This window comes from Pseudidiomarina sp. (assembly GCF_048268165.1).
GTDB lineage: Bacteria > Pseudomonadota > Gammaproteobacteria > Enterobacterales > Alteromonadaceae > Pseudidiomarina.
Genome location: NZ_JBLWWA010000015.1, coordinates 1 through 13674 on the forward strand (window position 1 = coordinate 1; position 13674 = coordinate 13674).

Annotated in this window: 13 protein-coding genes, 1 tRNA gene and 1 pseudogene; 11 read left to right on the forward strand and 4 right to left on the reverse strand. The window is 51.8% G+C overall.

All coding sequences use genetic code 11. The annotated features are described in order from the left end of the window. Positions 1-136: 136 nt before the first annotated feature. Positions 137-613, forward strand: a pseudogene (locus tag ACN0UY_RS11965) (IS3 family transposase); the annotation flags it as partial. Positions 614-616: 3 nt separating this feature from the next. Here ACN0UY_RS11965 and ACN0UY_RS11970 read toward each other — a convergent pair. Continuing rightward, positions 617-1246 carry a glutathione S-transferase family protein gene (locus tag ACN0UY_RS11970; protein ID WP_217336245.1) on the reverse strand — a complete coding sequence of 210 codons (630 nt, stop codon included), beginning with the start codon at positions 1244-1246 and terminating at the stop codon, positions 617-619. A gap of 252 nt (positions 1247-1498) precedes the next feature. Here ACN0UY_RS11970 and ACN0UY_RS11975 point away from each other — a divergent pair, with 252 nt between their 5' ends. Then, positions 1499-2101, forward strand: coding sequence for a TetR/AcrR family transcriptional regulator (locus ACN0UY_RS11975; RefSeq protein WP_217336244.1), 603 nt, complete (start codon positions 1499-1501; stop codon positions 2099-2101). Between the two features lie 61 nt (positions 2102-2162). Further along, positions 2163-3176 (forward strand): zinc-dependent alcohol dehydrogenase family protein, encoded by a 1014-nt coding sequence (locus ACN0UY_RS11980; RefSeq protein WP_115389051.1) that lies wholly within the window; start codon positions 2163-2165, stop codon positions 3174-3176. 13 nt (positions 3177-3189) lie between these two features. On the opposite strand, the gene ACN0UY_RS11985 is transcribed toward ACN0UY_RS11980, so the two are convergent. Further along, on the reverse strand, positions 3190-4101 hold the full coding sequence (locus ACN0UY_RS11985) for a LysR family transcriptional regulator (protein ID WP_417667397.1): 912 nt from the start codon (positions 4099-4101) through the stop codon (positions 3190-3192). A gap of 160 nt (positions 4102-4261) precedes the next feature. Here ACN0UY_RS11985 and ACN0UY_RS11990 point away from each other — a divergent pair, with 160 nt between their 5' ends. From ACN0UY_RS11990 to ACN0UY_RS12025, 8 genes are all read left to right on the forward strand, one after another. Next, positions 4262-5764: an aldehyde dehydrogenase family protein gene (locus ACN0UY_RS11990; RefSeq protein WP_417667399.1), complete on the forward strand. Its 1503-nt coding sequence runs from the start codon at positions 4262-4264 to the stop codon at positions 5762-5764. A 57-nt stretch (positions 5765-5821) separates the two neighbouring features. Then, the gene (locus tag ACN0UY_RS11995) at positions 5822-6988 is read left to right on the forward strand and encodes an alkene reductase (protein WP_417667401.1); all 1167 of its coding nucleotides are present in this window, start codon (positions 5822-5824) and stop codon (positions 6986-6988) included. Positions 6989-7232: 244 nt separating this feature from the next. Further along, entirely contained in the window at positions 7233-7454 is a 222-nt protein-coding gene (locus ACN0UY_RS12000) for an XdhC family protein (RefSeq protein WP_217336240.1), read from the forward strand. A 354-nt stretch (positions 7455-7808) separates the two neighbouring features. Then, on the forward strand, positions 7809-9200 hold the full coding sequence (locus tag ACN0UY_RS12005; RefSeq protein WP_217336239.1) for an NAD-dependent succinate-semialdehyde dehydrogenase: 1392 nt from the start codon (positions 7809-7811) through the stop codon (positions 9198-9200). Positions 9201-9276: 76 nt separating this feature from the next. Further along, positions 9277-9693, forward strand: coding sequence for an organic hydroperoxide resistance protein (locus tag ACN0UY_RS12010; RefSeq protein ID WP_208006349.1), 417 nt, complete (start codon positions 9277-9279; stop codon positions 9691-9693). A 1-nt stretch (position 9694) separates the two neighbouring features. Further along, positions 9695-10852, forward strand: coding sequence for an iron-containing alcohol dehydrogenase (locus ACN0UY_RS12015; RefSeq protein WP_217336238.1), 1158 nt, complete (start codon positions 9695-9697; stop codon positions 10850-10852). Between the two features lie 12 nt (positions 10853-10864). Then, a complete protein-coding gene (locus tag ACN0UY_RS12020) occupies positions 10865-11902 on the forward strand; it encodes an NADP-dependent oxidoreductase (RefSeq protein WP_115389047.1) in 1038 nt (345 codons plus the stop codon). Between the two features lie 9 nt (positions 11903-11911). Next, a complete protein-coding gene (locus ACN0UY_RS12025) occupies positions 11912-12589 on the forward strand; it encodes a type 1 glutamine amidotransferase domain-containing protein (RefSeq protein ID WP_217336237.1) in 678 nt (225 codons plus the stop codon). A 123-nt stretch (positions 12590-12712) separates the two neighbouring features. Here the strand turns inward: ACN0UY_RS12025 and ACN0UY_RS12030 are convergent, their stop codons facing one another. Both ACN0UY_RS12030 and ACN0UY_RS12035 read right to left on the reverse strand, forming a co-directional pair. Beyond that, entirely contained in the window at positions 12713-13144 is a 432-nt protein-coding gene (locus tag ACN0UY_RS12030) for a hypothetical protein (protein WP_217336236.1), read from the reverse strand. A gap of 288 nt (positions 13145-13432) precedes the next feature. Next, positions 13433-13509, reverse strand: a tRNA-Arg gene (locus ACN0UY_RS12035). Positions 13510-13674: the final 165 nt, after the last annotated feature.

Consider the following 13674-nt stretch of genomic DNA (forward strand, 5'->3'; position numbering starts at 1 on the left):
TGGAGCGCATCGCCAACGCCGACACCCTGGAAAAGCTGGAGCGACTGCTGCCCTGGAATGTTGAACTGGAGCGGACTTCAAAAAAAGTGGCGCAGTACAGTTAAGGGCAAGTGGGTCGTTTTAACGGCGGATACATATCACCTACATCTGGGTGCAGAACCGCTGGCATTACCTAGCCGTTGTGCTTGATCTGTTTACACGTCGAGTCGTTGGCTGGTTGTTCTCGGACCACCCGGATAGCGCACTGGTCGTAAAAGCCTTGGATATGGCACACGAGCAGCGTGGCAAGCCTGCTGGGCTGATGTTCCATTCGGACCAGGGAAGCCAATATGCCAGCCGAGCTTTCCGGCAACGCCTGTGGCGCTACCGAATCCAGCAAAGCATGAGTCGCCGGGGAAATTGTTGGGACAACTCGCCAATGGAGCGACTGTTCCGGAGCTACAAGTCCGAATGGATGCCTGCCACAGGTTACAGAGCAGCAGGTGAAGCCCAACAAGACATCAGCTTCTATCTGATGGAACGATACAACCGGCAACGGCCACATCAGTACAACCAAGGATTGCCACCCGCTGTGGCAGAGGAAAAACTTAACTTATTGTACGGTATTAGTTGACCACTACACCTTCCCTAAACGGTACGCACCACCTCTTGTTATGGCGGCTTGATAAGCTGGGCGGGCCTGAAGCCGCTTGATCCAGGCCATCAGGTTAGGGCGTTGGTGTAATAGACTAAACGAGCCTGCAACCTCTCCAATAAAGCTCATTTGGATATCTGCGGCACTGAACAGTTCGCCTACCAAAAAGGTTTTTCCTTCCAACGAAGCTTCTACGAAACCCAAATGATTATCCAGTTCGCTGTTTATGCGCGGCTGCAGAGCTTCACCTCCATCACCCAGAGGGTCAACATAAACCTTCAACAGAAGGGGAAGCATTGCAGACCCCTCAGCGTAGTGGAGCCACTGCATATATTGTTCATACTCCGGGCTTTCAGAAGTAGGGTGCAGGCGTTTTCCAGCATATTTTCTAATGAGATAATCAATAATTGCCCCGGATTCATGGATTATGAAGCTGCCGTCTTCAATGACCGGCGACTTACCCAGTGGATGAACGCGCAACAGCTCCGGTGGCGCCAGATGTGTAACTGAATCACGCTCATAGCGTTTAATGTCGTACTCAAGGCCCAGTTCTTCGAGTAGCCAGAGAATGCGCTGTGAGCGCGAATCGTTTAAGTGATGTACAAGGATCATATGTATAACTCCGGGAGATTGAGCGAAGAGAGTGAAGATGCAGTTTTGCCGAGTTGCAACTTATTCAAGCGCGTGTTCATTATTATATCACATCATATACGACCGGTCTAATTTTAACTGTCTCTGCCGTCTTGCGATATGGCATTCAGGCGCAGTAAAGGCATCTGGCCGAGCGCTTGTTTTCTATAGGTCCCGCACATAGCCAGAGGTCCTTGTCTAGACAATTAGTCAAGTCCGGCTTAAAATTTGTCTATGGAATCAAAAATTGCTGCTCACGATGTACGTAGTCATATCTTGGAAACCGGCCAGTGTATTATCAGTGGCAAAGGATTCAGTGCTGTCGGATTGAATGAAATTCTGCAGACTGCTGGTGTGCCCAAAGGGTCCTTTTATCATTATTTTGGATCCAAAGAGGCCTTTGGTGAGGAATTACTCAAGAGCTATTTTTCCGGCTACCAAGCGTCTCTGGAGGCACTGCTCTCTCGACCGGGTTTGTCCGGAGCAGAGCGATTGATGAGTTACTGGGAAGCCTGGCTGGAAACTCAGTCGGCCTGCGACCCGAAAGGCAAGTGTCTGGCGGTCAAACTTGCAGCCGAAGTTAGCGATTTATCCGAAACTATGCGTATTGTGTTGCAGCAGGGAACAGATCGAGTTATCGCAAGACTTGCCCGAGCGGTTGAAGACGGCATTGCTGATGGCTCGTTATCTGCTCATCTGGATGCGAAAACGACAGCGTCAACTCTCTATCAATTATGGTTGGGTGCGAGCTTGCGTGCGAAAATCACACGCAGCCGTGAGCCCATGGAGTCTGCGTTTGAGGCAACACAAGGTTTGCTGGGGTTAAAAAAGAACTAATCGGTAAAAATTTTCATCTAGTTATAGACGACCAGTCTATTTATAAAAATAGGGAATCCTTATGAGAGCAGTTGTTCTGCGGGCCCCGGGTGGGCTGAATCAATTAGAGCTGAGAGATCTGCCCGATCCTGGTCAACCTGGAGTGGGACAGATACGCGTGGCAATACATGCAACCTCCCTCAATTTCCACGACTTACTGGTCGCTAATGGGAGTATCCCAACCACTGATGGGCGAATTCTAATGTCTGACGGTGCGGGAGTGGTCGAGGCTGTGGGTGAAGGCGTGACTGAGTTCGCTGTTGGCGAAAGTGTTGTGTCTAGTTTTTTCCCTCAATGGCAGGACGGTCGCGCATTTGATGATGTGGGCAGTTTCCGAAGAACGCCAGGTGATGGAATAGACGGTTACGCGACTGAGTATGTGGTGCGGCCAGCACACTATTTTACCCATGCGCCTTCGTGTTGGGGCCATTCCGAAGCAGCGACGATCACCACAGCTGGCCTGACAGCATGGCGGGCTTTGGTGGTTGAGGGGGGAATCAAGGCCGGTGATAGTGTGCTGTTGCTTGGAACAGGTGGAGTATCCATTGCAGCCTTACAGATTGCCAGAGCCATGGGCGCGCGCGTCATCGTAACCTCCTCCTCTGACAAAAAGCTTGAAAGGGCTCGGTCTCTTGGGGCAACCGATGTTATTAACTATCGGACGAATCCTGATTGGGGTACTGAAGTGCTCGAATTGACGAATGGACGGGGTGTTGACCACGTTGTTGAGGTCGGTGGACCTGGCACGCTTGCACAGTCCTTGCAGGCGGTTCGCGTTGGCGGCCACGTAGCTTTGATTGGCGTGTTGACAGGACGAGGTGGCGATGTACCCACCTCGTTGTTGATGGCCAAACAGGCTCGCTTGCAAGGGTTGGTGGTTGGCAGCCGTCGTCAGCAGCAGGAATACGTTGCAGCGTTGAAACAAAACAATCTTCGCCCAGTGATCGACTGCAGTTTCCCTCTAGATCGTTTAGCGGATGCTTTTCGGCTTCAGGAAAGTGGTAGCCACTTTGGCAAAATCGTTGTTGAGTGGTAGCCGCAGGGCACTCCTATAGTTTAGTGCTTTCTTGCGCCGGGAATGCCTGCTGGAGAAGTGACAGTATCCACTTGTGCAGCGGGTCCCGGCTTGAGCGAGGGTGCCATGCGGCAATGACATCGAAGCAGGGTGGCGAGTCATCGAGCAGGATCGGACGAACCAGCGGATTCGGCAGAATGCGTGAGGGCAGGAAGGCTATGCAGTCGGTTGAGGCGATACAGGCCGGTGCAGCTGAGAAGCTCGGTACCGACATGACGATATTTCGGCTGTAGCCCTTGCTCGCAAACCAGTCATCCGCTGAACCGATCAGGTTTGCCCTTGTCGGGGAGACGATAATCTGAGGCAAGTCGGCAATGTCTCCAATGGAGAGTTGCCGGTTTTGCAATGGAGAGTCGCTCCTTGTTACGCAGATGTGGTGCTCGGAGAACAACCATTTCGTTTGACAATTATTGGGGACGAACGCCGGAAAGGTTAAAGCCAGATCGAGGTCTCCAGAGGTCAGGAGCGGATACAGTCTATCGCTTTCAAAGTCCCTGATAATCAGTTTTAGCCCTGGAGCTTGAGCTCTTACCTTCGCCATCAACCTGGGCAATATAACTGCCACAGCATAATCCGTTGCGGATATCGCAAAGGTCGTTTGCACCTCGGCAGGATCGAACCTGTCAGGCGGTGCTAATGCCGCAAGACTCTCGAACACTGCATTTACTCTTGGCTCAAGCTGTTCGGCGAGTGGCGTGGGAATGATGCCCTGTGCGGAGCGCAAGAATAGATGATCTTGAAACGTGTCCCTTAGCTTGCTCAGTTGAGCGCTTACAGCCTGCTGAGTAAGGCCCATCTGGGCGGCGGCACGTGTCACGCTTCGCTCTTTTAAGAGTGCTTTAAAGACCCGTAGCTGCTTTAGGTCGATCAGACTAATATCATTCATATTTGTATTTGTAACAAATAATTACTGTTTCTGTTTGTGATATTACCACCGTAACATTGCCCTTGTCATGACTCGGTACCAGGTGCACGCGCAATTTTGAGTGCTAGTTCGCTATGGATTGTGTTTGGAAACGATGTTTCGGCAAAGGTAGGAGCAGAGAATGAGTCATAGTGCCACTAAAGAGAAAGCGCTAGAGAATATTAAGCCTAGCTATCGAATGCTAATTGGCGGGCAATGGGTAGACAGCCGGTCTCGCCGGATGATCCCAACGGTTAGCCCTGCCACAGGAGAAACATTCTCACATTTGCAGATGGCCAGTAGCGAAGACGTGGATTTGGCTGTAAAGGCTGCTCGTGAGGCTTTTCCCCGTTGGAGCAGCACATCTCCGATGGAGCGTCAGCGCGCGTTGCTCTCGATAGCGGACTTGCTTGAGGCTCGAGCACAAGAGTTTGCGTACTTAGAAACTCTGGATAACGGTAAGCCTTTGCGGGAATCCAGCCAAATCGATATCCCGCTGGCCGTTGATCATTTTCGTTATTTCGCGGGTGTTGTTCGCTCGCATAGCGACGAGGCAACGCAACTTGATAATCAGACTCTGAGTTTGGTGTTGAGTGAGCTTATAGGTGTCGTCGGGCAGATTATTCCGTGGAACTTTCCTCTGTTGATGGCGGCCTGGAAGTTGGCTCCGGCCCTAGCGGCTGGCAACACGGTTGTTATCAAACCATCAGAGATGACCTCGATTACTTTGCTCACTTTGGGAGAGATTCTTAACGAAGTATTACCTCAAGGAACCGTCAACATTGTTACCGGCGACGGTCCTGAGGCTGGACAAGCGCTACTTGATCACCCCGATGTCGACAAGTTGGCATTTACCGGATCGACAGCCGTTGGATATCGCGTAGCTAAAGCCGCGGCTGAAAAGCTAATACCGGCGACTCTAGAGCTGGGTGGAAAATCGGCCAACATTGTGTTTGCTGATGCCAATATTGAGAAGGCATTGGAGGGAGCTGCTACATCGATTCTTCTAAACCAGGGCGAAGTGTGTGAGTCCGGTGCCCGACTTTTTGTCCATCGGTCTATCTTCGATGTATTCGTGGGGGCGCTGAAGGAGCGGTTCGAGGGAATCAAAGTTGGGGATCCTTTAGATCTCACCACTCAAATGGGAAGCCAGGTCAGTCAACAACAGATGGAACGGATTCTCGGGTATATCGATCTGGCGACTCAGGAAGGCGAAAGGATCATAACCGGTGGAAAACGGCTGGTTGATGCAAACCATGAGCATGGTTGCTTTATCGCCCCCACGATTATTGTTGATGCGAGCAACAAAATGCGGGTGGCACAAGAGGAAATTTTCGGTCCCGTCCTGGTGGTCATGTCGTTTGAAGATGATGACGAGGTGATTGAGCTGGCCAACGAGTCTGAGTATGGCTTGGCAGGCGCGGTTTGGACGGAGGATATCAATCGTGCTCTTAATGTCGCTCGCGCCATCAAAACCGGACGGATATGGGTGAACACCTACCATGAGCTGCCTGCACATGCGCCTTTTGGTGGGTACAAAAAATCCGGTATCGGTCGGGAGACGCACAAGATGATGCTGGATAGCTATACCGAAAAGAAGAACATCATTATCAGCCTGAATGAGACCGGTCCGGGTCTCTTTTAATGCAGCGGAGCATTGCTTGCTCCTGTACGAAAACCTTATTTAAAAGGAAATAGCGTTATGAATGTCAATCCTCTTTTTGAGTCCCAGAGACTGGGTTCACTTGAGCTGAAAAATCGTATTGTTCTGCCGCCTCTCACGCGTTCAAGAAGCACTCAGCCAGGAAATATTCCGAACGATCTGATGTCTGACTACTATGCGCAGCGGGCTTCTGCTGGCTTCATGGTCACAGAAGGCACGCAGATAGAGCCCAGAGGTCAGGGGTACGCTTGGACGCCGGGTATTTTTACAGCGGCACAAATTGAGGGTTGGAAAAAAGTAACCGGTGCTGTTCATCGTGAAGGCGGCAAAATCTTTTGTCAGCTGTGGCATGTAGGGCGAGTTTCTCATAATTCTCTTCAGCCGGACGGACAGGCTCCGGTAGCACCCTCAGCCATTCGTGCAGAAGGTGTGAAAGTGTTCGTAGAAACAGCACCAGGGGAGGGCGCACTGGCTGATCCGGATGAGCCCCGCGCACTTTCAACCGAGGAAATTCAAGAGCTTGTGAAGCTATATGCTCGCGCTGCTCGTAACGCCGTGGAAGCCGGCTTTGATGGCGTAGAAATCCACAGCGCGAATGGCTATCTGGTTAACCAGTTCATCTCAGAGCATACTAATCATCGGACGGATCAATACGGCGGAAGTTTGCGGAACCGCCTGCGCTTCCTGGAAGAGATTGTGGCCGCAATTTCAGAAGAAGTGGGGGCTGAGCGCTTGGGAGTGAGGTTTGCTCCCTTATTCGAGAGCACGGAAGAGGCACGTGTTTATCTGGGATTGGTTGAAACAGACCCTCACGAAACCTACCTAGAAGCGGCAAAATTGTTAGAGCGCATGGGTATTGCCTATATTTCTATCGCTGAAGCCGACTGGGACAATGCACCAGAATTGCCTGACAGCTTCTGCAGTGCGCTCCGAGGTGCTTTTAGTGGCGCTCTGATTTATGCAGGCCGATACACTCCGGAGAAAGCGCTTCGTATGCTTGATGCTGGATACGGCGACTTGTTCGCTTTTGGGAAGCCGTTTATTGCAAACCCGGATTTACCGTATCGGATACAGCAAGGATTGCCTTGGAACGAGGTTGACCCTACAACGATGTACGGTGGAACGGACAAGGGGTATATCGACTACCCGACCTATGACTCTCAGGCTGCCTCGGCGCCCGAGTCACTGGAAAGCGTGACGGATTAAGAACCCAGCAAACGAGAGAAGCCTCCTTGAAAAAGGGGGCTTTTTTTGGGTTCATCGCAGATTAGCGTGGACTAGAAATGAAATGAAAACGGTTGGAGAGTTATTGTTTAGTCGCCAAACAAAAATGTAGTGGTCAACCATTGGTCCGGTTGGCGAAAACTCTAGGCTGGCATGTCACCGTCATAGACCGAAGGGCAAACTTCGCGATGGCTCACTGCTTTCCTAAAGCTGATGATTTCGGGTGATGAATATCGACGAGCTGCTGTCCACGAGTTCCTTGCTAGATGGCGCCGCTGTTGTCGTGATGACCCAGAGCGTGACTCAGGATACACAGTGGTTGACAAAAGCTCTGAGGAGCGGTGTTTGCTATGTTGGGCAGCTGGGGCCTCGGTACCGAACTGAGCGACTGTTGGCTGACATTGGTGATGATGTGCAAACTGTTCAGGCTCGGGAAAAGCTCTATTAGCCTGATAGTCTTGACCTTGGGGGAGCCCCTGAGAACGTTGCTATGGCGATCCTCTCAGAGATCAGTGTGGTGGTAAATGGTCGAAACGGCGGCATGTTGAAATACAGAGGCGCGAGAATTCATGAAGCGGATTAACGGCCTTTTGGGGGCAGTTATCCTTAAAGCCTATAGTTATTTTTTAAAAATGTAGACGACTGGTCTATTCGAGGGTAAGCTAAAAATCAGCGTGATAAGCAATTAGATTTCAGTGTTTTTTATTTGTCCTGCCTCTAGTCGACCGGTCTATGATTTGGCGGATTATGAATAAATTCGAGATTTACAACCCAATCACGTTCCACGAGAAAGGACTTAATTATGGCTTATGAAACACGAAACCCTTACACCGGCGAACTTTTGGAAGCATACCCGGACGCGACCGATACTGAAGTCCACCAAGCGATTGAGAATGCTCATGTGGCATTTTTATCGTGGAAGGAAGCCGGGTTTGCGGAGCGTGCCCGTGTAATGCACTCTGCCGCAACCATATTGCGTCGTGACGTTGATTTTTTTGCCAACTTGTTGACGGTTGAAATGGGCAAGCTTGTCGCCGAAGCCAAAGCAGAAATCGCGCTGTCAGCGGATATCTTTGACTATTATGCTAACAATGCAGAAGTCCTGCTGGCACCCGAAAAGCTGCCAGTAGCCAATCTCGATGAAGGTGATGCCGTTCTGTCCGCAGAGCCGTTGGGGGTCTTGCTGGCAATTGAGCCGTGGAACTTTCCGTTTTACCAAGTAGCTCGTATTGCGGCGCCACAATTGTCTGCCGGCAATACCATGTTGCTCAAGCATGCCTCGAATGTTCCGCAGGCAGCTGCTGCATTCGAAAAATTGATGTTGGAGGCGGGGTTGCCCCAAGGGGCGTTTAAAAACCTTTATGCGACACGTTCGCAAATCGAAACCATCATTAACGATCCACGTGTCCATGGCGTTGCGCTGACCGGATCGGAAGGTGCAGGCTCGATTGTTGCCGCGCAGGCAGGCAAAGCGCTGAAGAAATCCACGCTCGAACTTGGCGGCGCAGACGCGTTTGTGGTGTTGGCCGATGCGGAAATGGAGAAGACCATCAATTGGGCGGTCTTTGGACGGCACTGGAATGGCGGTCAGGTCTGTGTCTCTTCTAAGCGCATGATCGTCGTTGATGACGTATATGACCAATTTCTTGAAGGTTACACCGCTGGCGTTGCGAAGCTTCGGGTAGGCGATCCAGCGGATCCAACAACGACGTTAGCGCCCCTGTCTTCCGAGGCAGCTGCAAACGAGATTAAAGACAAGATACGCCAAGCTGTTTCCTGCGGAGCTACGGCAACCGAAGTTGGACCAAAGGTTCCCTGTTCGGGTGCTTTCGTACAACCGACCATTCTGACTAATCTTTCAGAAGATAACCCGGCTCGATATTGGGAATTCTTTGGCCCAGTCTCGATGCTGTTTCGTGCGAAGGACGAGGTAGATGCTGTGCGCATTGCCAATGATTCACCGTTCGGGCTTGGCGGGTCTGTGTTTACTGCCGATCCAAAGCGTGGTGCCGATGTTGCGAAGCAGATTTCCACCGGCATGGTCTTTGTCAATCACCCGACCATGGCCAAGGCAGACTTGCCTTTCGGTGGTATCGGGCGGTCGGGCTACGGTCGAGAACTGATCGGGCTCGGAATCAGGGAATTCGTCAACCACAAGCTCATTTCGGTGGTTGATATTGATGCGCCATTCTAGATGGTGAAGCACTAAACGATGCCCTCGAGGTATTTTGTTTTTAACCGTTCGATAGTCGAAAGAGGAGTGATAGATCATGAAAATCTTCTACAAAACCGCGGCGACGGCAACGGGCGGACGCTCGGGAACTTCAACCCTGAACGACGGCAGCTTTTCGGTCCAAATGGTTCGACCCGATAGCGATGAAGATGGCGTAAACCCTGAACAACTGTTTGCACTTGGTTATGCGGCCTGTTTCGACAGCGCGATGGAGATCACCGCAAAACAGCTCAAACTGAATGCCAAGGGGGCAAAAACTTCAATCGAAGTGGGTATCGGCCAACGATCCGATGGCGGATACGGGCTTGACCTCGACATCACTGCTCACTTGCCGGGCATGGCCCGCGAGGACGCACAACGCCTGGTCGAGGCGACACATCAGCTTTGCCCCTACTCCAATGCTACCCGCGGAAATATTGATGTCCGCTTACATATTGAAACTGAAGGAAACTGATATGAAAAATTTCAACTTTCACAACCCTACCCGAATTTTGTTTGGCAAAGGCTGCATTGCAGAGCTGAAAGATCAGGTTCCCGCTGATGCGAAAGTTTTGATTCTCTATGGCGGTGGCAGTGCTGAACGAACGGGTGTGCTGGACCAGGTGCGCGAAGCTCTTACTGGCCGGGCAATGCTTGAGTTTGGAGGTATTGAACCTAACCCACGCTATGCTACAACGCTAAAAGCAGTTGAGATGATTCGCGAAAATGCCGTCACTTTCCTGCTTGCTGTTGGTGGCGGGTCGGTCATCGACGCCACCAAATTTATTGCGGCGGCGGCAAAGTATGATGGTGATGCCTGGGATATTCTTACCTCACGTGGATCAGTCATTACCCAAGCAGTGCCGTTTGGCTCTGTGTTGACGCTACCTGCCACTGGGTCTGAGATGAACTCTGGCGGAGTGATTACCAACCCCGAGAAGGAGGCAAAACTGCCGTTTAGTAGCCTTTATTGCTACCCGGTTTTCTCGGTTCTGGATCCGGAGGTCACCTACACTCTGCCATCTCGCCAGATTGCCAATGGTGTGGTGGACGCCTTTGTTCATACGATCGAACAGTATCTTACCTATCCAGTGGCCGCGCGGGTTCAGGACGGCTTTGCCGAAGCCCTGCTGCGCACATTGATTGAACTTGGCCCCAAGGCGCTTGAGACACCCGAAGATTATGACATTCGTGCCAATTTGATGTGGACTGCGACCATGGCTCTGAATGGGCTTATTGGTGCAGGTGTACCTCAAGACTGGGCCACTCATATGATTGGGCACGAAATTACTGCACTGAATGATACGGACCACGCCCGCACGCTGGCGGTTGTGCTGCCATCATTGATCGATGATCAGCGCGAAGCTAAGCGTGAAAAGCTTCTCCAGTATGCCAGCAATGTCTGGAATATCCGCGAAGGATCCGATGATGAACGAATTGACGCGGTAATCGAAGCAACGCGCGGTTTCTTCGAGCAGATGGGTATCAAGACTCGGTTAGGCGACTATGACGTTGATGCTGACGGAATCAATCACATCGTTAGTGCCTTAAAGGAACACGGAATGACTGCACTTGGGGAACATAACGCTATCGGCCCCGATGAAGCTCGTCGCATTCTTGAAGCTGCTTTGTAGGAGGAGTCGAACATGAAACAAACAGACACCGCAAACCGCAAGCTCGTGTTGGCGAAGCGCCCTACGGGCGAGCCGACTCTGGACACTCTAAGGCTAGAAGAGGAGGCGATTCCTTCTGTCGGTGACAATCAGATGCTTTTGCGTACCGAGTACTTGTCACTCGACCCGTATATGCGCGGCAGAATGAGTGATGCGCCTTCTTATGCTGCACCGGTTGAGGTCGGCGATGTCATGGTTGGCGGCACGGTTGCCAAAGTGGTTACTTCGAAGCTTGATGGCTTCGCGGAGGGCGACTGGGTGCTTAGCTTCAACGGCTGGCAGGATTACGCTCTTTCCGATGGTGAAGGGGTTACTAATCTTGGCGTTTCGCCAGAGCACCCATCCTGGGCACTTGGGATCTTAGGCATGCCTGGGTTTACCGCCTGGGCTGGCCTGACGCAGATCGGTGAGCCCAAACCCGGGGAGACAATTGTGGTGGCCGCGGCGACGGGTCCGGTCGGCGCAACCGTAGGTCAAATTGGCAAACTGCTGGGCTGCCGTGTTGTTGGCATCGCAGGCGGGCCGGAAAAATGCGCCTATGCGGTTGACGAGCTGGGTTTCGATGCATGCATCGACCACAAGGCACCAGACTTTGCGGATCAGCTTGCCAAGGCCAGTCCGGACGGCATCGATGTCTATTTCGAAAACGTGGGCGGCAAGGTTCTGGATGCGGTGATCCCGCTTTTGAACCCGCATGCGCGTGTGCCGGTGTGTGGACTGGTCTCGCAATACAACGCCACCGAACTGCCCGGCGGGCCAGACCGAATGAATTGGTTAATGGGGCAGATTCTTCGGAACAAGGTAAAGGTTCAAGGATTTATCATCTTTGACAGTTTCGGTCACCTATATCCGGAATTCGCCAAACAGATGGGTGCTTGGGTGGAAAGTGGAAAAATCAAGTATCGCGAAGAGGTCATTGGTGGCTTGGAAAATGCCCCGGAAGCCTTCATCGGCCTTCTCAACGGCGATAACTTTGGCAAGCGCGTGATCCGCGTTAGCACCACAAAATAGGAGAATTACATGAAAATTCTGATGATACTCACGTCCCATGACGAACTTGGAGACACTGGTAAAAAAACAGGCTTCTGGCTGGAGGAATTTGCCGCGCCCTATTACGTCTTCAAGGACGCTGGGGCCGACATCACCCTGGCCACGCCCAAGGGTGGACAGCCTCCCATTGACCCGTCCAGCGATAGCCCGGACGCACAGACTGACGACACTCGTCGTTTCAAGGGCGATGCCGAGACGCAAAAGCATCTTGCGACTACGCTGAAACTGTCTGACATAACAGAAGTCAGGTTCGATGCAATCTTCTATCCCGGTGGCCATGGCCCGTTGTGGGACCTGGCCGAAGATGCTGACAGCAAACGCCTGATCGAAGCCTTTGCCGCCGCTGACTTGCCTGTTGGCGCCGTCTGCCACGCCCCCGCCGTATTCCGCCACACTCAAGGCACAGACGGTAAGCCCTTGGTCTCAGGGCGACGTGTGACAGGCTTCACCAACACAGAAGAAGAGGCTGTTGGCCTGACCAACGTTGTGCCCTTCCTGGTCGAGGATATGCTCAAAGCCAATGGTGGCAATTATGAGAAAGGCACCGATTGGGCCAGCTTTGTGCTGCGGGACGGCAAGTTCGTCACCGGTCAGAACCCTGCCTCATCCGCTGCCGCCGCGCACGAGATTCTGGCGTTGCTGAAATAACGGAAAACGACGACCGAATTGATCCAGCGCCACTATGAAGCCTCCTTCTATTCCGAATAGGTCGGGATAGAAGGAGGGGGACTTCGTACATCGTTCAGTCAGGGAGAAAACGCATGAGAATAATCAATCCAAGTTCTGGCTCGCAGAAGTTGAAAGTGTGATAACGGTAGGTATTGCAGCAAGCGCCCCACCTGCAGTTACCAAACCGCTGACCACTTCTACGTAACTGCTCCAATCATCATCAGCATCGAAGTCGATATTTGATTGGGACGCCTCAATCACCGCATCATGTATTTGCTGCAATTCCTTATTGGCGTCTCTCATGATGGCTCGTGTCTCATTGCCAACCCAGATCTCAAGTAATGGTTTGATCTCCTTTTCAATGAATTTCTTCGACGAAAAAGAATCTTTCAACCGCATCTGATCAATGCGTCGGTCGATCTGGTTGAAAAGTACAACGAGCTCTCGCTCGAGGCGGTGAGGTACTTCAGAAAGCAATTTGTCCCGCCAGTCCAAGATTTGGCGCCGGATGGAAATGGCATTGAGATCATCCATGCTGGTGTCCTTCAGTTGTGGCTCTCACGACATAATAGCTCAGTGCTTTAGACTCAAGAATCCATTTGTAAGCACTTCTCCTAGCCTACATACCACAGTAATTGTGTGCAGAGCCCACAAAATCTTACAAACCAAGATACATTTTGAAGGCGGAGGTGGGAAGAACGGGAAAAGGCTGCAAGGCCAAGCAAAGGCAAAACCTTGGTGCGCACCTTGGTGCGCTTTTGGTTTTTGATGGTTTTATGATCAATTCAGAGCGGTGAGAATCACGTAACTGCTTGATTTAAATGGCGCCCCAGGCAGGACTCTAACCTGCGACCTGCCCCTTAGGAGGGGGCTGCTCTATACAACTGAGCTACTGAGGCATTTCAAGGCTGTGGATTCTACCGCCAGCAGTCCAAATTTTCTAGGCTTTACCCAGCCTGCGTTGACCTTCGTAGCGACCCTTGTCACCTTTCTGGTCATAAATGGAGTTGCCTTGGGCATGCCCCTGCAGTAATGCCAGCAGTTGGTCAGTATTTTGTTTACTG